Here is a 20200-nt window from a genome sequence, read left to right on the forward strand (position 1 = left end):
GACCCGGAGGGACGTGTTCGTCGGGGGACTGGCGCGCAGCACCGCTCGGACCGCGTCAGACGCGCCGGAATCGGCGCAGGTGGCGCAGGATGCACGTCATCGTCGACCGGCGGCGCAGACCGACGTAGGTGCTCGGCGACACGGCGATGAGGGCGAGTGCGCCCGCGACGGCGAGGTGCCCGTCGCGGGCGGTGCGGAGGACGTCGCTCGCTCGGACGTCGGCCGAGACTTCCCGCTCGATCGTGCGGCCGACGTCGCCGGCGGAGGGGTGCTCGGCGACGTGGTGCAGCGCCGACAGGTGGGCGACCCGCGCCGTGTAGGAGCTGACCGAGGGGTGCGCGGCGAGTCGGGGGAAGTCCGCCTCGAGCAGGCGCACGGCGTGACGGACGTTCCTCGAGAGGTCCAGGAGGTCGACCCGCAGGCCGTCGGTGATCGCGCCGGGGCGGACGGAGTAGACGTAGAGCTCGCGATCGACGAAGGAGACCGTGCGCGCACGCGCGAGCAGGACGGCCATCAGCGCCGTGTCCTCGTAGGAGCGGGAGCCGGGGAAGCGGAGGCCGTCGTAGAGCTCGCGTCGGACGAGCTTGTTCCAGAGGAAGGCCCAGAGCCGGAACTCGAAGAGCTCGACCGCGGCGTCGCATCCCGTCCAGAGGCGGTCCCCGGTGTACGGCATCGCACCGACGGCGAGCCGCTCGCCCGACTCGCCGACGGCGACGAGATCGGTGACGACGACGTCCACCTCACCGGACATCGCGTCGACCATCGCGGCGAGCATGTCCCGATGGACGTGGTCGTCGGAGTCGACGAACCAGACGGCGTCTCCGGAGGCGCGCTCGAGGATCGTGTTCCGCACCTCGGCGAGCCCGAGATTCGACTCGTGCGTCACCACCAGCACCGAGAACGACGAAGGCGCGTCCGCGATCGACGCGCGGACCTTCACCATCGAGTCGTCGGGGCTCGCGTCGTCCACGATGATCACCTCCACCGCGCATCCGGTCGGCAGCGCGAGCGCCCACAGCGAGGAGAGGCAGCGCTCGACGTACGCGGAGACCCCGTGGACCGGGACGCCGATCGTGACCGAGCGGGGACGCGCCGTGCTCGGGCGGGTCATCGGTGCCCGTTCGAGGCGCTCGCCCCGCCGATTGCCCGGCCGTCGCCCTCGAGCAGCTGCCGGGCGGCCGCGAGCAGGTCCGGTGCCACCGCGTCCGCGGTGAAGGCGTGGATCCCGCGCGCAGCGCGATCGATGAGGCGCTCCCTGAGCTCCGGCTCGTCGAGCAGTCGTCCGATCGCCTCGCTGAGCGCCGAGCGGTCGTCCCGAGGCACCATCAGCGCATCCACGCCGTCCTCGCAGAAGTCGTCGAAGCCGCTGCCGGTGGTGGCGACGAGCGGGGTACCCACCGCCTTGACCTCGAGCGCCGCGTTCCCGAAGCCCTCCCAGCGCGAGGGACAGGTCACGACGGTGGCGGCCCTGATCGCGGCGAACACCTCGTCACCACCGACGTGGCCGAGGAACGTGAACCTGTCGCGGTGCTCGTCGGCGACCGTGCCGAGGAGCTCGGCCTCCGTCGGCTCGAGGAAGCAGAAGGCTCCCGCGAAGACGAAGGAGACGTCCGGACGGGTCCGGGCCAGTGCCTCGAAGGCTTGCATCGCGGTCTCGACGCCCTTGCGCCGCTCGATGCGGCTGAGGAAGAGCACCACGGGACCCGGGCCCGGCGGCCAGCCGTCCGGGAGGTCGCCGGACCGCGCACTCTGCTGCACCATCGGAACGTCGATGCAGTTGCGGACGACGATCGAGGGCGGAAGCTCGGGGATCCGCGTCGAGTACCAGTCCCGGACCGCGCGGGAGATCGGGACGAGTCCGCGCGATCGTCTCATCTGGCGGGTCTCGAGGCGTTTCTGGAGCCCGATCAGGAGGCGCGTGCGGAGGGTGCGCCCTCTCGCCGACCCGCCCGCGATCCAGTCCGCGATGCGGTAGCCGGTCGCGAGGTTCGTCACGAGCGGGGCGTGCCGCGGGAGCAGCGCGCCCAGGCCCTCCCACTCGGCGAGGAAGATCGCGTCGTAGCGGGTGCGGCGGACGAGCGCGCGCAGGTGGAGCGCCCGCTGCAGGAGCCGGCCGATGGCGGGCCGACGGCGCAGACGGACGTACTCGAGGATCCGCACGCCCTCGGGATCGAAGCCGTCGAGAGGCGGGTCGCAGCAGAGGACGACGAGGTCGACCTCGACGCCCGCCCTCACCAGTGCCGGCAGCAGCGAGGCGAAGCCGCGCCCGATTCCGCCGGTGTAGGGCGTCAGCCCCGCGTACTCCGTGGTGGCGACCAGCCAGCGCCGCGTCGATGTCATCAGCACTCCTCGGTGTCCGCCGGGGGCGGGATGTCCAGCGGCTCGCGGGACGCTACCAAGACGCTCGCCGGCACTGCGGCGTGCGGCGCGGTCTCCGGGGCTCTTGGCGCGGCGCGGCCGGAACGACCCGGCTTGTCGCCGGTCCGGCTGCTCCGGCGCGCCCGTCCTGCGCCGCTGGCGCCGTGAGGGTCCGTGCTCCGTGCGGAGCGCTCGCCGGGGCGGACGCGGCGCGGAGGGACGGGTGGGAGTGCGCGCGGCGGTGCCGGTTCCGACCGGGCCTCCGCGATGGTCAGCAGGAGGGCGAGCGCCGGGATGATCAGAGAGGCCGGCGCCGACTCGAGGAGGTTGAAGGCCGACGCCGCCACCAGGTAGGCGACCAGCATCGCGGGACCGGCCACGGCACCCCGGGCGATCGAGCAGATCAGGACGATCAGGAGGTGGGCCAGCAGGAGCGTCGTGCCGATGAGCCCGTAGCTGAAGACCGTCTGCCACAGGCTGCTCTCGAGGACGTAGTTCCCCCCGCCGTTCTGCGCGAAGACGACGCCCGACAGTCCTCCGCCGGAGCCGAAGACGCCCGACTCCGTCGGCAGCACCTTCAGACCGATCCGGAGGACCAGGTCGCGGACGTCCGCGGACCGGGCGCCCTCCTCCGTCTCGGAGCGGGGGTCGAGGGCCTGCGCACCCACGGTCGACACGATCACGAGGAGAGGGGCGAACGCGAGGATCAGTCGGACGAGCCGGCTGCCCGTGAGGCGGACGACGGTCACGCCGCCCGCCACCAGGACGCCGACCGCGATCGCGATCACGGCGCTGCGTGATCCGGAGAGCAGCACGCCTGCGCAGCAGGCCGCGAAGCCGAGGAGGGCACCCGGCCGTCTGCCCTTGAGGAACAGCCCGAACGCGAGGGACCCGACCGAGGCGAAGAAGGTGCCGTTCACCAGGGGGTGCCCGAGCGTCGTCAGGATTCGGTACACGCTCCACTTCTGCGTGAGCGGTAAGGGAGCAGAGGCGAAGATCTCGGCGTACAGGTTCGACCGGGTCGTGAACTCGACCGTCCCGACGATCGCGAGGACGACCGACACGAGGAGGAGGGCGGTGGTCAGCGGCCGGAAGACCGAGGGGTCGCTCATCCACAGCGGAAGGGCGATCAGCGCGATGACGACGACGACCGTCCAGGAGGCGATCGTCTCGATCTGCCCCTGCGGCCGGAGGACGGGGATCACCAGTGCGTAGACCGTGAACGCGATCGGCGCCACCAGCCGGGTCCTGCGAAGCCAGGGCGGTGGCGGAGCTCCGGTCGCGATCGCCAGGAGTGCCGCGAAGACGATGATCGGACTGAGGATCCGGAACGGCGCGGGCAGCGCCAGGTAGTCGAACGGGACGACCGCGTAGAGGACGAGGACGAGCGTCAGGGCGGCGGCCGGCGGGAGCAGGCGGGCGACGATCAGCACGCAGGCCGCCGCGGCGGCGAGCGCCGGGATCCGGAGCTCGCCGGTGACGACCGCGACCACCGCGGCGCCGAGCAGGAGGACCGCCAGGGCGGGAAGCCAGACGGCGTTCGAGCGCTGCGCGGGCGCTCTGCCCGGACGCGGGGACTGCGGCTGACCGGGCGGAGGCGGCAGTCGTCGTGGAGACCGCGCGAGCGAACGCCGGTGCGAGCCGGTGGGAGGTGGTGTCATGGCGGGTCGCCTCAGAGGTCGGAGGGTCGGGGGCTTGGGTGGTCAGCTGTAGGTGAGGAGCGCCGCGCAGAAGCCTGCGGCGCCGATGAGCAGGCCGGCCGAGAGGCAGCCGTAGACGCGCAGGAGGCCGGCGCGGCCGATGTCCTGCGCGACGTGCGGCAGGCGACCGGCGAGGGCGACGGCGTCGCGGAGGACGGCGGCGCACGCGCCCGCGAGCAGATCGGCGGCGACGGCGAATCCGGCTCCGACGCTGAGAGCGACGCCGATCCAGTGCCACGGCACGAGCACGCTCGCGCGGCCCTGCACGATCAGGAACGAGGAGGCGCACCACATGCAGGCGATCGGCGCGGAGGAGATGGAGAGGATCGGCACGATCAGCAGGGCGGGATGCCAGGAGGAGTCGAGGACGCGGCCGAGGACGAGGAGATCCAGGGCGACCATCGTCGCCTGGACGACCAGGGCGCCGACCGCTGCCTGCATCATCACGGAGCGGAGCACTGCGCGCCGCTCCTCGTCCGTCCGGGAGGTGGCCACCCGGGCGCGGAGGACGTTGGTGAGTCCGAGGACGACGGCGTCCGAGACGGCGCGCGCGATCTGACTCGCGATCGAGTAGAGCCCGAGTGTCGTGGCTCCGCCGAGAGCGGAGAGGACGATCCGCTCGGACTGGCCCTGCAACCAGCCGAAGACGTTGCTCTGCAGGGTGGGGATCACGTAGTCCCTGAGCATCGGCCGACGTGGCAGGTCGGGAGTGGGCAGCGTCCCCCGTCTCGCGAGCAGGAGGAGGAGCATCCCCTCGGTCACCCCGGTCTGGAGCGATCCGGCCGCGATGCCGAGCACGGGAGCGAGTGGGACGCAGACGACGATCGAGGCGATGCTGCCGATGGCCTGGCCCCGCGCGATCGAGGCCCAGCGTCCCTCGTACTGCGCCCGGGTCAGTGCGGGCAGGATCGCCCCGTGGAGCGCCGCGACGGCGACGAACGGCAGGAGGGCGACGGCCTGCGCGGCGGACGCCACCGACAGGGCCCAGAGCAGACCGATCGCGACCGCCATCGCCGTCGCCCCGCCGACGGAGACCACGGCGGCGGCGCGCCGGAGCTGGCGCGCGCCCCCCTCCCTCCGCCACATCGCGACGCCGAGCGGGCGCACCGTGTTCTCCCCGATCTCCTGCAGGAGGGAGAGCGCGAGGAAGGCCATCGCGTAGACGCCTGCTTCCGCGGGAGACACGTGGACGGCGACGACGAGGCCGACGACCGCGCTCGTGCCGCGGGAGACGAGCCGTTCGAGGGCGGCGTTCGAGGAGCTCCGCGCTGTCGGCGAGCGCAGCAGTGCGGTGACGCGGAGGATCATCGAGCTCCGGGGCGGAGAGCCCCGGATTCCGGCGCGCGGCGGGACTTCCGGTCCATCGAGGGAGCCTCCCGATCGGGGATCACGACGGCAGGCGAGCCGCCGGGACACGGTAGGACGCCCCCGTTCCACTTCGCCTCGTCTGGCGCGTCCCGCGGCGCGGATCGCCTGGTCGCGTGCAGCGGGCCCCCTCCGGGTGGCCACCGCCGGTGGTCCCGTATCATTGCGGCGTTATGTCACGCATCTACGACTGCTCCGTCGACACGGACCTCCTGACCGGCACCCGTCTCGCGCGCACCGCGATCGGCCGGGGCGAGCTCGTCGTCCTGCCGACCGACACGGTCTACGGGATCGCGGCCAACGCCTTCGACGCCGCGGCGGTGCAGCGCCTGCTCGACGCGAAGGGGCGCACCCGCCAGTCGCCGCCGCCCGTGCTGATCGGCGACGTGGCCGCGCTCGACGCCCTCGCGGAGAACGTGCCCGAGGCCGTCCGCGAGCTGGCGAAGGCCTTCTGGCCGGGTGGGCTCACGATCGTGCTGCACGCGCAGCCCTCCCTCGTCTGGGATCTGGGCGAGACCCGGGGCACCGTCGCCCTCCGGATGCCCGACAACCCGGTCACCCTCGAGCTCCTCGCCGAGACGGGGCCGCTCGCGGTCTCCTCGGCCAACCGCACCGGCCGCCCGTCCGCCACCACCGCCCAGGAGGCGCTCGACCAGCTCGGCGACTCCGTCGACGTCTACCTCGACGCGGGCACCGCCGGCCGCCGCTACGGCGACCGGCCGGTCGGCGCGAGCGAGTCCTCCACCATCGTCGACGCGACCGCGCTCAGCTTCGAGGGCGGCACCCTGCGCATCCTCCGCCAGGGCGTCGTCTCGGCCGAGAGCATCCGGGAGGTCGTCGGCGACCTCCTCCTCGACGGCGTCGCCACGGCCGAGGAGCCCGAGGCCCCCGCGCCGGTCGCGTCCTACGACGCGTCCACCGAGCTCAGCGACCCGACCGTCGAGGACGACGAGCCCGTCGCCGCCGAGGAGCAGCCCGCTCCCACCGCGCGGCCGGACTGGGCGTCGCGCGCCCAGGTGCAGGACGAGCCGGCGGCGAGCGGCACCGCGCGCCCCGACTCCACCCCGGGTGAGTAGCCGATGATCACCTTCGTCCTGGTCTCGCTCGCGGTCGCGGTCGTGACCTGCGGGCTGTCGTGGGTCATCTGGAAGCTCAGCCTGCGGTACCGGCTCTACCCGGCGATCCGGGTGCGCGACATGCACACCCGGCCGACCCCGCGCCTGGGCGGCATCGCCATGTTCCTCGGGATCCTCGTCGGCTTCGGCATCGCCTCGCAGCTGCCCTACTTCAGGCTGGTGTTCGCCAATCCCGAGCCGATCCTCGCGATCCTCGGCGCGAGCCTCCTGATCGTCCTGATCGGCGTCGCCGACGACATCTGGGACCTGGACTGGACGACGAAGCTCGCCGGGCAGATGATCGCCGCGGGGCTGATCGCCTGGAAGGGCGTGCAGATCGTCTCGCTGCCGATCGGCGGCCTCACCGTCGGCTCGCCCTGGATGTCGCTGATCATCACCGTGCTGGCGATCGTGCTGGTGACCAACGCGCTGAACTTCATCGACGGCCTCGACGGCCTCGTCGCCGGCGTCGCGCTGATCGCCAACGGCGTGTTCTTCCTCTACAGCTACCTCCTCGTGCAGCAGACGTCGCCGACCGACTACTTCAACCTCGCCTCGCTGATCGCGGTCGTCCTCGTCGGCGCCTGCGCGGGCTTCCTGCCGATCAACTGGCGCCCGGCGAAGATGTTCATGGGCGACGGGGGAGCGCTGCTCGTCGGCATGCTGATGGCGACCTCTGCGATCGCCGTCACCGGCCAGATCGACCCCTCGCAGCTCGCGGCGAAGGAGCTGCTGCCCGCGTTCATCCCGATCATCCTGCCGTTCGCGATCCTGGTCGTCCCGCTGATGGACTTCGGCCTCGCGGTGATCCGGCGGCTGCGCGCGGGCAAGTCGCCGTTCAGCGCCGACCGCAAGCACCTGCACCACCGGCTGCTCGACATGGGGCACTCGCACCTGCACGCCGTGCTGATCTTCTACGCCTGGACGGCCGTCGTCGCCTTCAGCTGCCTGCTGATGTTCGTCGTCGACGTGCTCTGGGTGCCGCTCGCCTTCCTCGCGATCGGGCTGCTCGCCTGCACCGTCGTCACGCTCCTCCCGCTCAGCCGCCGCAAGCGGCTCGAGGCGGCGGCGCAGTCGGCGGAGGCGTCCCCCGTCCTCGACCCCCTCGACCGCGCGTCCGAGACGGACACGAGCCGTTCGCCGATCGGCCTGCCGCTCGGTCGCGACACGACAGCGCCGCACCAGGCGCGGAAAGAAGCATCATGACCGGAGCCTCCCCGGCCGCCCCCCGCCCCCAGCCCGCCTCGGTGCCCGTCCTGCGGCGCACGCTCGCCGTCGGCGGCGTCTTCGTCCTCGCTCTCGCCGTCGTCGGCGCGGTCGTCGGATTCCTCGCCGCAGGCGGGGAGGGCGCCGTCGGCGCCCTGATCGGCGCCGTCGTCGGCGGGGTCATGGTGGCGCTCACCGCCGCCAGCATCCTCGTCGCCAACCGGATGGACATCGGCGGGTTCTTCGCCGTGGTGCTCGGCACCTGGCTCGCCAAGTTCGTCCTCTTCGTGATCGCGGCCCTCGTGCTGCGCGACCAGCCGTGGCTGAACAGCACCGCGATGTTCGTCACGATCATCGCGGCGGTGCTCGGCTCGCTCGTCATCGACGTGCTCGTCGTCTCGCGCTCGCGCATGGCGAACGTCAGCGACATCGCCCGATGAGCGCGCCCCGAGTGGCGTCTGAGAGGATCACGATTCGGCTCTCAGGCCGTTCTGTTGCTACAGTAGGGTCCAATCCCCGCAGGCGACGTGTGCCCGTCCTCAGGTCGTCTCATCGTTGATGTCGACCGCCGAGTGCGAACGCCGTCCGAGCGGAATACCCCACCTTTCGTCGTCGCGAGAGCGTTGCGTCCGAACGATTCACGTCGTTCGTCTGCCACGTGCCACGCCCCGAATTCCAGGAGCTAGCGCTGTTTGCTAACGCTGTGACCCTGTTGGTCTCGTCCTCGACCGGTGAGAGTGACTTCCACACCCCGTCGATCTCCGAGTTCTTCCCGCCCGGTTTCCTCTTCGAGGGAACCCCTTTCGAGATCAACCGCGTCATGCTGGTCCGCTTCATCGCGGTCATCGCCCTGATGCTGTTCTTCTACCTCGGGACGCGCAAGATGCGCATCGTCCCGGGCCGCTTCCAGAGCGTCGTGGAGATGGCCTTCGACTTCGTCCGCGTGACGATCGCGAAGGACATCCTCGGCGAGAAGGACGCGCGCCGCTTCCTGCCGATCCTGGTGACGATCTTCTTCGCGATCATCGCGATGAACCTCACCGGCATCGTCCCGTTCCTGAACATCGCGGGAACGTCGGTCGTGGGCATGCCCCTCTTCCTCGGCCTGGTCGCGTACGTCACCTTCATCTACGCCGGCATCAAGGACCGGGGGATGGGCTTCTTCAAGAACGCCCTCTTCCCGCCCGGAGCCCCGTTCCTGATCTACTTCATCCTCACGCCGATCGAGCTGCTGCAGACGTTCATCATCCGTCCGCTCTCGCTCGCGCTGCGGCTCGTGATGAACATGATCGTGGGGCACCTCCTCCTGGTGCTGTGCTTCTCGGCCACGCAGTTCTTCCTCTTCAGCTCGCAGATCGACCCGGGCTTCAAGCTCTTCGGTGTCGTGACCTTCGCCTTCGGCGGCGCCTTCACGCTCTTCGAGCTGCTGGTCGCGGTGCTGCAGGCCTACATCTTCACTCTCCTCGCAGCGGTCTACATCCAGTTGGCCGTCGCCGAGGAGCACTGACCCCACTACTCACGGGCTCCCGCCCGTTCACACGATCACCCCACTGAAAGGACCCACTCGTGGACTCAGTCACCGTTCTCGCCGAACTCACCGGCAACATCGCGACGGTCGGTTACGGCCTCGCAGCGATCGGCCCCGGCATCGGTGTCGGCATCGTCGCGGGCAAGACCGTCGAGGCCATGGCGCGCCAGCCCGAGATGGCCGGCCGCCTCCAGACCACGATGTTCCTCGGCATCGCGTTCACCGAGGTGCTCGCGCTCATCGGTCTCGCCACCTACTTCATCTTCGCGGCGTAGTCGTGTTCAGCACCGCTGTGAACATCGCTGCGGAAGAAGGTGACGTCCCCGCGGTCATTCTGATCCCGGAGTTCTACGACTTCTTCTGGTCGGGGGTGATCTTCCTCATCCTGCTGTTCTTCTTCTGGAGGCTGGTTCTGCCGCGCATCCAGACGATGCTCGACGCGCGCTCCGCCGCGATCGAGGGGAACATCGCGAAGGCCGACGAGGCCCAGCGACAGGCTGAGATCGCACTCGAGAAGTACACCGCTCAGCTGGCCGAGGCCCGCGCCGAGGCCGGAGTGATCCGCGAGAAGGCGAACGCCGACGGCAACGCGATCGTGGCGGCGAAGAAGGAGCAGGCGCAGGTCGAGGCCGAGCGCATCCTCCAGAACGCGCACGCCCAGATCGAGGCGGACCGCCAGTCGGCCGTCGTCGCTCTGCGCTCCGAAGTCGGAACCCTCGCCATCGATCTCGCCTCCGGCGTCATCGGCGAGAGCCTCAACGACGACGCGAAGGCGTCCGCGATCGTGGACCGCTTCCTCGCCGACCTCGAGGCCTCGGAGAAGGCGAACAGCTGATGGGCAGCGCGTCCAGGCAGGCACTCGCGTCGGCGAAGGCGGAGCTCTCCGCCCTCGGCGGCCAGGCGTCCCTCGACACGGCCCAGCAGCTCTTCGAGGCGGCCCGGGTCATCGACGGGCAGGCGCAGCTGCGCACGGTCCTCTCCGACCCGAGCACCGACGCGGGCAGCAGGCAGGCCCTCGTCGCCCGGGTGTTCGCGCCCTTCGGCGAGCCGGCCAAGCGCCTGCTCACCGTCGTCGTGGGCCACCGCTGGTCGAGCCCGAGCGATCTGATCGCCGGGATCGAGGAGGTCGGGGTCCGTGCGATCGCGTCCGCCACCCCGGAGGGCGTCTCGCTCGAGACCGAGCTGCAGACCTTCGGCGCCGTCGTGGCGTCGGACGCGCAGCTCGAGCTCGCGCTCGGCAGCAAGCTCGCCGCGGCGGACTCGAAGGTCGCGCTCGTGCAGCGCCTCCTCGAGGGGAAGGCCGCCGCGGAGACCCTCGCCATCCTCCGCCAGCTGATCGCGCACCCGCGCGGTCGCCGCATCCCCGAGCTCGTCCGCTTCGCAGCGGGCGTCGTCGCGGACCAGGGCGGCTTCACCATCGCCACGGTCTCGGTCGCGGCTCCGCTGCATCCCGAGCAGCTCGACCGGCTCCGCTCGGCGCTCACGCGCCAGTACGGCCGCCCGGTCTCCGTCAACGTCCTGGTCGACCCCTCCCTCCTGGGCGGCATGCGACTGCACGTGGGCGACGAGGTCATCGACGGCTCCGTCTCGGCGCGGCTGTCCGACCTGAAGCTCCAGCTCGCGTCCTGACGGACGCACGTATCCTCAGGGAGCGGCTCGCGCCGCCTCCGACCTCCGCACCACCCAGGTCAGGCCCCGACGACCGCTTCGGCTCGCACGGACCCAACGAATAGGAATTCCCATGGCAGATATCACCATCAGCCCGGATGAGATCCGCGACGCGCTGAAGGACTTCGTCTCGTCGTACGAGCCGGGCAAGGCGTCCACCACCGAGGTCGGCTACGTCATCGACGCCGCCGACGGCATCGCCCACGTCGAGGGACTCCCCGGCGTCATGGCGAACGAGCTGATCCGCTTCTCCAACGGCGTGCTGGGCCTCGCCCAGAACCTCGACGAGAACGAGATCGGCGTCGTCGTCCTCGGCGAGTTCTCCGGCATCGAGGAGGGCATGGAGGTCACCCGCACCGGCGAGGTCCTCTCCGTCCCCGTCGGCGACGGCTACCTCGGCCGCGTCGTCGACCCGCTCGGCAACCCGATCGACGGACTCGGCGACATCGCCTCGGAGGGCCGCCGCGCCCTCGAGCTCCAGGCCCCCGGCGTCATGTCGCGCAAATCGGTCCACGAGCCGCTGCAGACCGGCATCAAGGCCATCGACGCGATGATCCCCGTCGGCCGCGGACAGCGCCAGCTCATCATCGGCGACCGCCAGACCGGCAAGACGGCCATCGCGATCGACACGATCATCAACCAGAAGGCCAACTGGGAGTCCGGCGACACGAACAAGCAGGTCCGCTGCATCTACGTCGCCATCGGCCAGAAGGGCTCGACCATCGCCTCGGTGAAGGGCGCGCTCGAGGACGCCGGAGCGATGGAGTACACGACGATCGTCGCGTCCCCCGCCTCGGACCCCGCCGGCTTCAAGTACCTCGCCCCCTACACCGGCTCGGCCATCGGCCAGCACTGGATGTACGGCGGCAAGCACGTCCTGATCATCTTCGACGACCTGTCGAAGCAGGCCGAGGCCTACCGCGCCGTGTCGCTCCTCCTGCGCCGCCCGCCGGGACGCGAGGCGTACCCCGGTGACGTCTTCTACCTGCACTCCCGCCTGCTGGAGCGCTGTGCGAAGCTTTCCGACGAGCTCGGCGCCGGCTCGATGACGGGTCTCCCGATCATCGAGACCAAGGCGAACGACGTCTCGGCGTACATCCCGACCAACGTGATCTCGATCACCGACGGCCAGATCTTCCTCCAGTCCGACCTCTTCAACGCCAACCAGCGTCCGGCGGTCGACGTGGGCATCTCGGTGTCGCGAGTCGGCGGTGACGCCCAGGTCAAGTCGATCAAGAAGGTCTCCGGAACGCTGAAGCTCGAGCTGGCGCAGTACCGCTCGCTCGAGGCCTTCGCGATGTTCGCCTCGGACCTCGACGCCGCCTCGCGTCGTCAGCTCGCCCGCGGCGCCCGCCTCACCGAGCTGCTCAAGCAGCCGCAGTACTCGCCGTACCCCGTCGAGGAGCAGGTCGTCTCGATCTGGGCCGGAACGAACGGCAAGCTCGACGAGGTGCCCGTCCCCGACGTGCTGCGCTTCGAGCGCGAGCTGCTCGACTACCTGGGCCGCAACACGCAGGTCCTCTCCACGCTGCGCGACACCAACGTGCTCTCCGACGACACCGTCGCCGAGCTGCACCGTGCCGTCGACGGCTTCAAGCTCGAGTTCCAGACCGGTGAGGGCAAGCCGCTCGCCTCGGTCGGGCGCGAGGAGCACAAGGCGATCTCGGCCGACGAGGTCGGCCAGGAGAAGATCGTCAAGGGCCGTCGCTAACAGCGGCCCCCTGACGATTCAGAGAAGGACTACAGGAGACACATGGGAGCGCAACTCCGGGTCTACCGGTCGAAGATCCGCTCGGCCCAGACGACCAAGAAGATCACCCGCGCCATGGAGCTGATCTCGGCCTCGCGCATCCAGAAGGCGCAGAACCGCGTCGCCGCCGCGGCGCCGTACTCGAACGCCATCACGCGCGCCGTGTCGGCCGTCGCGACCTACTCGAACGTCGAGCACCCGCTCACGACCGAGCGCGAGAAGCTCGACACGGCGGCGATCGTGATCTTCACCTCCGACCGCGGCCTCGCCGGCGCGTTCTCCTCGAGCGTGCTCAAGGAGGCGGAGGAGCTGGCCTCGCTGCTGCGCAGCGAGGGCAAGGAGGTCGTCTTCTACCTGGTCGGCCGCAAGGCGAACGCGTACTTCTCGTTCCGCCGGCGCCCGAGCGTCCGCATCTGGACGGGCGGCACCGACCAGCCGGTGTTCGAGACGGCGAAGGAGATCGCCGACGCGGTCGTCGACTCCTACAACCTCGACGACGAAGAGGGCGGAGTGGACGAGATCCACCTCGTGTACAACCGCTTCGTCAGCATGGTCACCCAGCAGCCGACCGTCGTCCGGCTCCTGCCGCTCGAGGTCGTCGAGGGCGCCGAGGATCAGAGCACCGATCTGTACCCGCTCTACGAGTTCGAGCCCGACCCTGAGACGGTCCTCGACCGCCTCCTGCCGGTCTACGTCGAGAGCCGCATCTTCAACGCGATGCTGCAGTCGGCGGCGTCCGAGCACGCGGCGCGCCAGAAGGCGATGAAGTCGGCGAGCGACAACGCCGACACGCTCATCAAGACGTACACCCGGCTCGCCAACAACGCGCGCCAGACCGAGATCACGCAGCAGATCGCCGAGATCGTCGGCGGCGCCGACGCCCTGTCGTCCTCGAAGTAGACGGCGCACCTCCCCGACACGAAGCCTCCGCCCTCCGGGTGCGGTGAGACCACAGAAGGAAGAAGCAATGACACTGACCGCACCTGAGGCGGCGACCGGGACTCCGGGCGGGGCCGTTGGCCGTATCGCCCGCGTCACCGGCCCCGTCGTTGACATCGAGTTCCCCCACGACGCGATCCCCGAGGTCTACAACGCGCTCTACACGCACGTCGAGGTCGAGGGCGTCTCGTCCAAGCTGACCTTCGAGGTCGCGCAGCACCTGGGCGACGACCTCGTCCGCGCCATCTCGCTCAACCCGACCGACGGACTCGTCCGCGGCCAGGAGGTCCACGACACCGGCCTGCCGATCTCGGTTCCGGTCGGCGACGTGACCAAGGGCAAGGTCTTCAACGTGATCGGCGAGGTGCTCAACGCTGACGCCGACGGCACGATCAACGGACAGTCGTTCGAGATCACCGAGCGCTGGCCGATCCACCGCAAGCCCCCGGCGTTCGACCAGCTCGAGTCGAAGACCGAGCTCTTCGAGACCGGCATCAAGGTCATCGACCTCCTCACCCCGTACGTGCAGGGCGGCAAGATCGGCCTGTTCGGCGGAGCGGGCGTCGGCAAGACCGTCCTCATCCAGGAGATGATCCAGCGCGTCGCGCAGGACCACGGCGGAGTGTCCGTGTTCGCCGGCGTCGGCGAGCGCACCCGTGAGGGCAACGACCTCATCGCCGAGATGGAGGAGGCGGGCGTCTTCGACAAGACCGCACTCGTCTTCGGCCAGATGGACGAACCGCCGGGAACCCGCCTCCGCGTCGCGCTCTCCGCGCTGACGATGGCGGAGTACTTCCGCGACGTGCAGAAGCAGGACGTGCTGCTCTTCATCGACAACATCTTCCGCTTCACGCAGGCCGGCTCGGAGGTGTCGACCCTGCTGGGCCGCATGCCCTCCGCGGTGGGCTACCAGCCGAACCTCGCCGACGAGATGGGCGTGCTCCAGGAGCGCATCACCTCGACGCGCGGACACTCGATCACCTCGCTGCAGGCGATCTACGTCCCCGCCGACGACTACACCGACCCGGCGCCGGCCACGACGTTCGCGCACCTCGACGCGACGACCGAGCTCTCCCGTGAGATCGCGTCGAAGGGCCTCTACCCGGCCGTCGACCCGCTGACCTCGACCTCGCGCATCCTCGACCCCCGCTACCTGGGTGCCGACCACTACCGCGTGGCCACGAACGTCAAGCAGATCCTGCAGAAGAACAAGGAGCTGCAGGAGATCATCGCGATCCTCGGTGTCGACGAGCTCTCCGAGGAGGACAAGATCACGGTGTCGCGTGCGCGCCGGATCCAGCAGTTCCTCTCGCAGAACACCTACATGGCGAAGAAGTTCACCGGCGTGGAGGGCTCGACCGTCCCGCTGAAGGACACCATCGAGTCGTTCGACGCGATCGCCCGCGGCGAGTTCGACCACGTGGCGGAGCAGGCGTTCTTCAACGTCGGCCCGATCACGGACGTCGAGGAGAAGTGGGCTCAGATCCAGAAGGAGAACGGCTGATCATGGCCGCGTTCCTGAAGGTCAGCGTCGTCTCCGCGAACGCGGAGGTCTGGTCGGGTGAGGCCAAGCAGATCTCGGCCCGCACCGTCGAGGGCGAGATCGGCATCCTGGTCGGTCACGAGCCGATGCTCGCGATTCTCGCCTCGGGCGAGGTCCGCGTCACGGCCGCGGACGGGAGCCGGATCACCGCTCAGGCGGACGACGGCTTCCTGTCCGTCGAGAACGACGTCGTCACCGTCGTGGCCCGCGAGGCCGCGCTGGTCTGACGACCCGCCGCCTCGGGCGGCGACCGGAGGGGCCGGGTGATCATCGCGATCGCCCGGCCCCTCCGTCGTGCGCGGCGTCCCCTCGCCGCGTTCCACCCGTGCGCTCTCGCGCGCCGTCTTCCCCGAGGAGTCCCGTGCACGTCCTGCTTCCCCCGTCCGAGACCAAGCGCGACGGCGGCTCGGCCGAGTTCCGGGTCGAGGAGCTGTCGTTCCCGGGGCTGACCGAGCGTCGAGTCGCCCTGCGCGACGCCCTGGTCGCGCTCGCCGGCGACCGGGACGCGGCTGCCCGCGCACTGAAGCTCGGTCCCCGGCAGCTCGGCGAGATCGAGCGCAACGCGGCACTGCCGACCGCGCCGGCGATGCCCGCGGTGGACCGCTTCGACGGCGTGCTGTTCGATGCGCTCGAGGCGGCGTCGCTCTCGGCCGGAGCGCGCGGCGTGCTCGGCCGGATCGTCGTGGTGCAGTCCGCGCTCTGGGGGCCCGTCCGGGGCCTCGACGGCATCCCCGCCTACCGGCTGTCGCACGACTCGCGCATCCCCGGGATGCCGCTCAAGCGCTGGTGGGCTGCCGAGGCGGGGCGCGAGCTGTCGGCGCTCCCGGGGCTCCTCCTCGACCTGCGCAGCGAGTCCTACGCGGCGCTCGGGCCGCTGCAGCCGGGGGAGGGGCGCTTCTTCGTCCGGGTGCGGTCGCGCGACGCGTCGGGGCAGCTGCGCAACCTCAACCACTTCAACAAGCAGGGCAAGGGTCTCTTCGTCCGCGCGCTCGCGGAGGACGGCGTCGAGACCGACTCCCTCGCCGAGCTGATCGAGTGGGCGGCGTCCCGCGGGTTCGAGCTGGCGCCGAACGCCGGCAGCGGCGAGCTGGATCTCGTCGTGCGGTCCGCCTGAGCGTCAGGAGCGGGCGCGGAAGCAGCCGGTGAGGTGGTCGTCGACGACGCCGGCCGACTGCAGCAGCGCGTACATGGTCGTCGCACCGACGAAGCGGAAGCCGGCCGTCCGCAGCGCCTTCGAGAGCGCGAGGGACGCCGGCGTCGAGGTGGGAACGTCGGCGGGGCGGACGACGCGGCCGGGCGGCGTGTCCTCCTCGAACGACCAGACCAGGCGGTCGAGCGCGCCCTCGCCGTCGCGCTCGCGCAGGGCGACGGCCGCCTGCGCGTTGCCGATGGTCGCGAGGATCTTGGGGCGGCTGCGGATGATGCCGGCGTCGTCCATCAGGCGGTCCACGTCGTCCGCGTCCATCGCTGCGACGACGTCGAGATCGAAGCCGTGGAAGACCTCGCGGAACCGAGGCCGCTTGCGGAGGATGGTGATCCAGGAGAGCCCCGCCTGGAAGCCCTCGAGGCAGATCTTCTCGAAGAGCGGCCGGTCCCCGTGCAGGGGGACGCCCCACTCCTCGTCGTGGTAGCGGCGGTACTCGACGTCGTCGCCGCTCCAGCCGCAGCGGACGGTCCCGTCCGCGTCGGTGATCAGCCCGTTCTCGGCCGTCATCGGTGCGCGATCCCCTCGTGATCGAGCAGCCAGGCCTTCGTGGCGACGCCCTCGCCGGCACTGAAGCCGGTGATCCGGCCGTCTCCGGCCAGCACACGGTGGCAGCCGACGAGGATCGGGATCGGGTTCGCGCCGACGGCGCCGCCGATGGGCCGGCCGGAGCGGAGCCGTCCCGTCGCCTGCCCGAGGGCGCCGTAGGAGGTGATCTCGCCGAAGCCGATGCCCTGGAGCGCTCCCCAGATCTCCAGCTGGAAGGGCGTCCCGCGCAGCAGCAGCGGCAGGTCGAAGGTGCGCCGCTCTCCGGCGAAGTACGCGTCGAGCTGGTCGGCCGCGCTGCAGAGGACGGGGAGCGAGCCGTCGGGCAGGTGGTCGTGCGGGAGGGCTCCGCCGTTCTCGATCGCGAGCGAGACGATCGACTCGCCGTCGCTGCCGACCTCGATCCGGCCGAGGGGGCTGACGGTGCGGCGCACGTGCAGGGGAGTCGTTCTCATGCCACGAGAGTATCCGCGGGACCCTCGGCCGACCGGCGGGAATCGGACATCGGTGGACGGCTCCGCAGCTCGGTGGCCTGTGGAGGACGCAACGGGCGCGTCGAGATCCACTGACCTCGCAGTCCCGCCGTGCTGACGGTGCGCGGGTCTCGATACGCCCCTTCGGGGCTACTCGACCAGCATGACTGTGCCGACTGCGGAGCGTCGGGCCCCCATGATGATCGAGTAGCCCGCGGAGCGGGCGTATCGAGGTCCACCCACCGAGAGACGGTGGGTCTCGAGACGCCGCCTGCGGCGGCTACTCGACCAGCATGTCCGCGCGCTTGTTCGCCTGCGGTCGGTCGTCCAGCATGTCCTCGCGCGCGATGGGCTGCGGCCGGTCGACCAGCAGGTGGCCGCGCGTCCGGGCGCCGTCGGCGGGCGTCCTCCACAGGTGGCGTTCCGGCGATCTGTCTTCCGGTCGCCGAGGGGCCCGCCCCGCTGCGATGCCGGGCCCGCCACCGTTGCCGGATGACATCCACTGCATCGCCTCCGGTCCGTCCCGTTGATCACAGCGCCGTGCTCGCGGCGATCCCTCGCCTGCTCGGCCATCCGCCGCACGAGAGCGTCGTCCTCGTTCCGCTGAGGGGCGGCACGCCCACCGGTGCCCTCCGCTTCGACCTCGCTGTCGGCGATCCGACACGAGCAGCACGGGTCTGGATCGGGGCCCTCGGGCGCTTCGGGCGCGTGGAGCGCCTGGTGATCGCGCTGTTCTCGAGCGGCCGGCGCGACCCGTCAGCCGGTACGCTCCTCGGCGCGCTGAGCAGTCGAGCGCAGGAGGTCGGACTCGCCGTGGAGGTGCTCGTCCCCTCGGGCGCCCGCCGCCCGACTCGGCCGGGCAGCGGAACGACGGTCCTCAGGAGGGCCGGCGACACCCCCTCGGTGGAACTGCTGCCCGCTGTCGACCGAGGGGAGGCGCTCGCGATCGCGGCGGAGGTGGACGCGCTGCTCGACCGTCACCCGCGCGCTCGTCTCCCGGAGGCGGTGACGGCCGACGTGGAGACCCTCCTGCTGCGCGCGGCGTCGGGTCGTCCCTGGCAGCCGCGGACCCGCGCCCTCGCGGCGCTCATCGTCGGCGCGCAGCGGCGGGAAGGCCGGGAGCGGGTGATCCGACTCGTCGCCACTCCCGACCGCGCCGCTGCGCCGTCCGTCATCGGGCTCGTCGCGCACGCCGCCGCGGCGGCGCCGGGGACCGAGCGGGGACCGCTGCTGGTCCTGCTCGCCACGCTGCACTGGTCGTCGGGGTCGACCCGCTCAGCGGCGCTCCTTGCGCGGGAGGCGGTCCGCCTCGATCCGCACGATCACGATGCGCGGCTCCTCCTGGCCGCTCTCGAGGGCGGCGGACCGTGCCCGTGGGTCGTCGAGGGGCGACGTGCCGCGTGAGGCGTGTCCGGCGGGTTCGTACGCGCCGCCACTCGATCCGGCGGCGCGCACGAGCGCGTCAGAGTCGCGCCCAGGCCTCCGTCAGCACCGAGCGGAGGATCTGCTCGATCTCGTCGAACTCCTTCGGTCCGATCGTCAGCGGCGGCGCGAGCTGCACGACGGGGTCGCCGCGGTCGTCCGCCCGGCAGTACAGCCCGGCGTCGAACAGCGCCTTCGAGAGGAAGCCGCGGAGCAGGCGCTCGGACTCCTCGGCGTCGAAGGTCTCCTTCGTCGTCTTGTCCTTGACCAGCTCGATCCCGAAGAAGTAGCCCGCGCCGCGGACGTCGCCGACGATCGGCAGGTCGAGCAGCTTCTCGAGCGTGGAGCGGAAGAGCGGCGAGTTCTCCCGCACGTTCTCGTTGAGCTTCTCCTCCTCGAAGATGTCGAGGTTCTCCAGCGCGACCGCGGCCGAGACGGGGTGCCCGCCGAAGGTGTAGCCGTGCGGGAAGGAGACCTCGCCGTGCCGGTAGGGCTCGTAGATGCGGTCGCTGACGATGGTGGCGCCGATGGGGGAGTAGCCGCTGGTCATGCCCTTAGCGCAGGTGATCATGTCCGGCACGTAGCCGTACTCGTCGCAGGCGAACATGTGGCCGATCCGCCCGAAGGCGCAGATCACCTCGTCCGAGACGAGGAGCACGTCGTGCCGGTCGCAGATCTCGCGCACCCGCTGGAAGTAGCCGGGCGGCGGGGGGAAGCAGCCACCGGAGTTCTGCACCGGCTCGAGGAAGACGGCGGCGACCGTCTCGGGGCCCTCGAACTCGATCATCTCCTCGATGCGGTCCGCGGCCCAGACGCCGAAGGCCTCCAGGTCGTCGCCGTGCTGGGGCGCGCGGTAGAAGTTGGTGTTCGGCACGCGGAAGCCGCCCGGCACGATCGGCTCGAACATCGCCTTCATCGCCGGGATGCCGGTGATCGCCAGCGCGCCCTGCGGGGTGCCGTGGTAGGCGACCGCGCGCGAGATCACCTTGTGCTTGCCCGGCTTGCCCTGGAGCTTCCAGAAGTGCTTCGCCAGCTTGAAGGCGGTCTCGACCGCCTCGCCGCCACCGGTCGAGAAGAACACGCGATTGAGGTCGCCCGGTGCATGATCCGCGAGACGATCGGCGAGCTCGATCGCCGAGGGCGTCGCGTAGGACCAGAGCGGGAAGAACGAGAGCTCGGCCGCCTGCTTGGCCGCCGCCTCCGCGAGCCGCCGCCGGCCGTGGCCCGCGTTGACGACGAAGAGCCCGGAGAGCCCGTCGAAGTACTTCCGGCCCGTGCTGTCCCAGATGTGGTGGCCCTCGCCCCGGGTGATGATGGGGACGCCCGCGCCGGAGTCCATCACCGACTGCCGGGTGAAGTGCATCCAGAGGTGGTCCTTGGCCT

Annotated in this window: 21 protein-coding genes; 13 read left to right on the forward strand and 8 right to left on the reverse strand. The window is 70.8% G+C overall.

Annotation, left to right across the window (positions count from 1 at the left end; translation table 11 throughout):
• Positions 1–55: 55 nt before the first annotated feature.
• From EDF22_RS05140 to EDF22_RS05155, 4 genes are read right to left on the reverse strand one after another with little or no spacing between them, the layout of a single operon-like run.
• On the reverse strand, positions 56–1111 hold the full coding sequence (locus EDF22_RS05140; protein ID WP_123702889.1) for a glycosyltransferase family 2 protein: 1056 nt from the start codon (positions 1109–1111) through the stop codon (positions 56–58).
• Positions 1108–2340, reverse strand: a complete 1233-nt coding sequence (locus tag EDF22_RS05145) for a glycosyltransferase family 4 protein (RefSeq protein WP_123702891.1) — start codon at positions 2338–2340, stop codon at positions 1108–1110. The genes EDF22_RS05140 and EDF22_RS05145 overlap by 4 nt, the downstream gene beginning before the upstream one ends.
• Complete coding sequence (locus EDF22_RS05150; RefSeq protein ID WP_148059115.1) at positions 2340–4019, reverse strand: O-antigen ligase; 1680 nt, start codon at positions 4017–4019, stop codon at positions 2340–2342. The genes EDF22_RS05145 and EDF22_RS05150 overlap by 1 nt, the downstream gene beginning before the upstream one ends.
• A gap of 42 nt (positions 4020–4061) precedes the next feature.
• Complete coding sequence (locus tag EDF22_RS05155) at positions 4062–5366, reverse strand: oligosaccharide flippase family protein (protein WP_123702895.1); 1305 nt, start codon at positions 5364–5366, stop codon at positions 4062–4064.
• Between the two features lie 230 nt (positions 5367–5596).
• Here EDF22_RS05155 and EDF22_RS05160 point away from each other — a divergent pair, with 230 nt between their 5' ends.
• The 12 genes from EDF22_RS05160 (at position 5597) to EDF22_RS05215 (ending at position 16286) form a co-directional block, all read left to right on the forward strand.
• Positions 5597–6499 (forward strand): L-threonylcarbamoyladenylate synthase, encoded by a 903-nt coding sequence (locus EDF22_RS05160; protein ID WP_123702897.1) that lies wholly within the window; start codon positions 5597–5599, stop codon positions 6497–6499.
• Between the two features lie 3 nt (positions 6500–6502).
• Positions 6503–7744, forward strand: a complete 1242-nt coding sequence (locus EDF22_RS05165; RefSeq protein ID WP_123702899.1) for an MraY family glycosyltransferase — start codon at positions 6503–6505, stop codon at positions 7742–7744.
• Entirely contained in the window at positions 7741–8184 is a 444-nt protein-coding gene (locus tag EDF22_RS05170; RefSeq protein WP_123702901.1) for a hypothetical protein, read from the forward strand. Before EDF22_RS05165 ends, EDF22_RS05170 begins: the two co-directional genes overlap by 4 nt.
• Positions 8185–8447: 263 nt before the next feature.
• Entirely contained in the window at positions 8448–9251 is an 804-nt protein-coding gene (gene atpB, locus EDF22_RS05175) for a F0F1 ATP synthase subunit A (RefSeq protein WP_123445503.1), read from the forward strand.
• 59 nt (positions 9252–9310) lie between these two features.
• Complete coding sequence (locus EDF22_RS05180) at positions 9311–9547, forward strand: ATP synthase F0 subunit C (protein ID WP_055794702.1); 237 nt, start codon at positions 9311–9313, stop codon at positions 9545–9547.
• Positions 9548–9549: 2 nt separating this feature from the next.
• Complete coding sequence (locus EDF22_RS05185) at positions 9550–10107, forward strand: F0F1 ATP synthase subunit B (RefSeq protein WP_243582674.1); 558 nt, start codon at positions 9550–9552, stop codon at positions 10105–10107.
• Positions 10107–10901 carry a F0F1 ATP synthase subunit delta gene (locus EDF22_RS05190; RefSeq protein WP_123702903.1) on the forward strand — a complete coding sequence of 265 codons (795 nt, stop codon included), beginning with the start codon at positions 10107–10109 and terminating at the stop codon, positions 10899–10901. The genes EDF22_RS05185 and EDF22_RS05190 overlap by 1 nt, the downstream gene beginning before the upstream one ends.
• Positions 10902–11013: 112 nt before the next feature.
• Entirely contained in the window at positions 11014–12651 is a 1638-nt protein-coding gene (gene atpA / locus EDF22_RS05195) for a F0F1 ATP synthase subunit alpha (RefSeq protein ID WP_123702905.1), read from the forward strand.
• A 42-nt stretch (positions 12652–12693) separates the two neighbouring features.
• On the forward strand, positions 12694–13590 hold the full coding sequence (locus EDF22_RS05200) for a F0F1 ATP synthase subunit gamma (RefSeq protein WP_123702907.1): 897 nt from the start codon (positions 12694–12696) through the stop codon (positions 13588–13590).
• A 67-nt stretch (positions 13591–13657) separates the two neighbouring features.
• Positions 13658–15133 (forward strand): F0F1 ATP synthase subunit beta, encoded by a 1476-nt coding sequence (atpD, locus tag EDF22_RS05205; protein ID WP_123445507.1) that lies wholly within the window; start codon positions 13658–13660, stop codon positions 15131–15133.
• 2 nt (positions 15134–15135) lie between these two features.
• Positions 15136–15399 carry a F0F1 ATP synthase subunit epsilon gene (locus EDF22_RS05210; RefSeq protein WP_123702910.1) on the forward strand — a complete coding sequence of 88 codons (264 nt, stop codon included), beginning with the start codon at positions 15136–15138 and terminating at the stop codon, positions 15397–15399.
• A 134-nt stretch (positions 15400–15533) separates the two neighbouring features.
• Entirely contained in the window at positions 15534–16286 is a 753-nt protein-coding gene (locus EDF22_RS05215; protein WP_123702912.1) for a YaaA family protein, read from the forward strand.
• 3 nt (positions 16287–16289) lie between these two features.
• On the opposite strand, the gene EDF22_RS05220 is transcribed toward EDF22_RS05215, so the two are convergent.
• The 3 genes from EDF22_RS05220 to EDF22_RS20410 all read right to left on the reverse strand — a co-directional run bounded on the left by EDF22_RS05220 (position 16290) and on the right by EDF22_RS20410 (position 17894).
• Positions 16290–16886 (reverse strand): DNA-3-methyladenine glycosylase I, encoded by a 597-nt coding sequence (locus EDF22_RS05220; RefSeq protein ID WP_123702914.1) that lies wholly within the window; start codon positions 16884–16886, stop codon positions 16290–16292.
• Entirely contained in the window at positions 16883–17377 is a 495-nt protein-coding gene (locus EDF22_RS05225; RefSeq protein ID WP_123702916.1) for a methylated-DNA--[protein]-cysteine S-methyltransferase, read from the reverse strand. The genes EDF22_RS05220 and EDF22_RS05225 overlap by 4 nt, the downstream gene beginning before the upstream one ends.
• A 298-nt stretch (positions 17378–17675) precedes the next feature.
• A complete protein-coding gene (locus EDF22_RS20410) occupies positions 17676–17894 on the reverse strand; it encodes a hypothetical protein (protein WP_148059116.1) in 219 nt (72 codons plus the stop codon).
• On the opposite strand from EDF22_RS20410, the gene EDF22_RS05230 reads away from it, so the two are divergent.
• Entirely contained in the window at positions 17888–18799 is a 912-nt protein-coding gene (locus EDF22_RS05230) for a DUF4192 family protein (RefSeq protein WP_123702918.1), read from the forward strand. The genes EDF22_RS20410 and EDF22_RS05230 overlap by 7 nt on opposite strands.
• Positions 18800–18857: 58 nt before the next feature.
• Here the strand turns inward: EDF22_RS05230 and EDF22_RS05235 are convergent, their stop codons facing one another.
• Complete coding sequence (locus EDF22_RS05235) at positions 18858–20180, reverse strand: aspartate aminotransferase family protein (RefSeq protein ID WP_397460151.1); 1323 nt, start codon at positions 20178–20180, stop codon at positions 18858–18860.
• Positions 20181–20200 lie beyond the last annotated feature (20 nt).

The sequence above is a fragment of the Rathayibacter sp. PhB127 genome, from assembly GCF_003751665.1.
Taxonomy (GTDB): Bacteria; Actinomycetota; Actinomycetes; order Actinomycetales; family Microbacteriaceae; genus Rathayibacter; species Rathayibacter festucae.

Bases quoted from the DNA above. Each gene is read 5' to 3' on its own strand.
- EDF22_RS05140 (WP_123702889.1), bottom strand. From the start codon at position 1,111: ATGACCCGCCCGAGCACGGCGCGTCCCCGCTCGGTCACGATCGGCGTC.
- EDF22_RS05145 (WP_123702891.1), bottom strand. From the start codon at position 2,340: ATGACATCGACGCGGCGCTGGCTGGTCGCCACCACGGAGTACGCGGGG.
- EDF22_RS05150 (WP_148059115.1), bottom strand. From the start codon at position 4,019: ATGACACCACCTCCCACCGGCTCGCACCGGCGTTCGCTCGCGCGGTCT.
- EDF22_RS05155 (WP_123702895.1), bottom strand. From the start codon at position 5,366: ATGATCCTCCGCGTCACCGCACTGCTGCGCTCGCCGACAGCGCGGAGC.
- EDF22_RS05160 (WP_123702897.1), top strand. From the start codon at position 5,597: ATGTCACGCATCTACGACTGCTCCGTCGACACGGACCTCCTGACCGGC.
- EDF22_RS05165 (WP_123702899.1), top strand. From the start codon at position 6,503: ATGATCACCTTCGTCCTGGTCTCGCTCGCGGTCGCGGTCGTGACCTGC.
- EDF22_RS05170 (WP_123702901.1), top strand. From the start codon at position 7,741: ATGACCGGAGCCTCCCCGGCCGCCCCCCGCCCCCAGCCCGCCTCGGTG.
- EDF22_RS05190 (WP_123702903.1), top strand. From the start codon at position 10,107: ATGGGCAGCGCGTCCAGGCAGGCACTCGCGTCGGCGAAGGCGGAGCTC.
- atpA (WP_123702905.1), top strand. From the start codon at position 11,014: ATGGCAGATATCACCATCAGCCCGGATGAGATCCGCGACGCGCTGAAG.
- EDF22_RS05200 (WP_123702907.1), top strand. From the start codon at position 12,694: ATGGGAGCGCAACTCCGGGTCTACCGGTCGAAGATCCGCTCGGCCCAG.
- atpD (WP_123445507.1), top strand. From the start codon at position 13,658: ATGACACTGACCGCACCTGAGGCGGCGACCGGGACTCCGGGCGGGGCC.
- EDF22_RS05210 (WP_123702910.1), top strand. From the start codon at position 15,136: ATGGCCGCGTTCCTGAAGGTCAGCGTCGTCTCCGCGAACGCGGAGGTC.
- EDF22_RS05220 (WP_123702914.1), bottom strand. From the start codon at position 16,886: ATGACGGCCGAGAACGGGCTGATCACCGACGCGGACGGGACCGTCCGC.
- EDF22_RS05225 (WP_123702916.1), bottom strand. From the start codon at position 17,377: ATGAGAACGACTCCCCTGCACGTGCGCCGCACCGTCAGCCCCCTCGGC.
- EDF22_RS05230 (WP_123702918.1), top strand. From the start codon at position 17,888: ATGACATCCACTGCATCGCCTCCGGTCCGTCCCGTTGATCACAGCGCC.
- EDF22_RS20410 (WP_148059116.1), bottom strand. From the start codon at position 17,894: ATGTCATCCGGCAACGGTGGCGGGCCCGGCATCGCAGCGGGGCGGGCC.
- EDF22_RS05235 (WP_397460151.1), bottom strand. From the start codon at position 20,180: ATGCACTTCACCCGGCAGTCGGTGATGGACTCCGGCGCGGGCGTCCCC.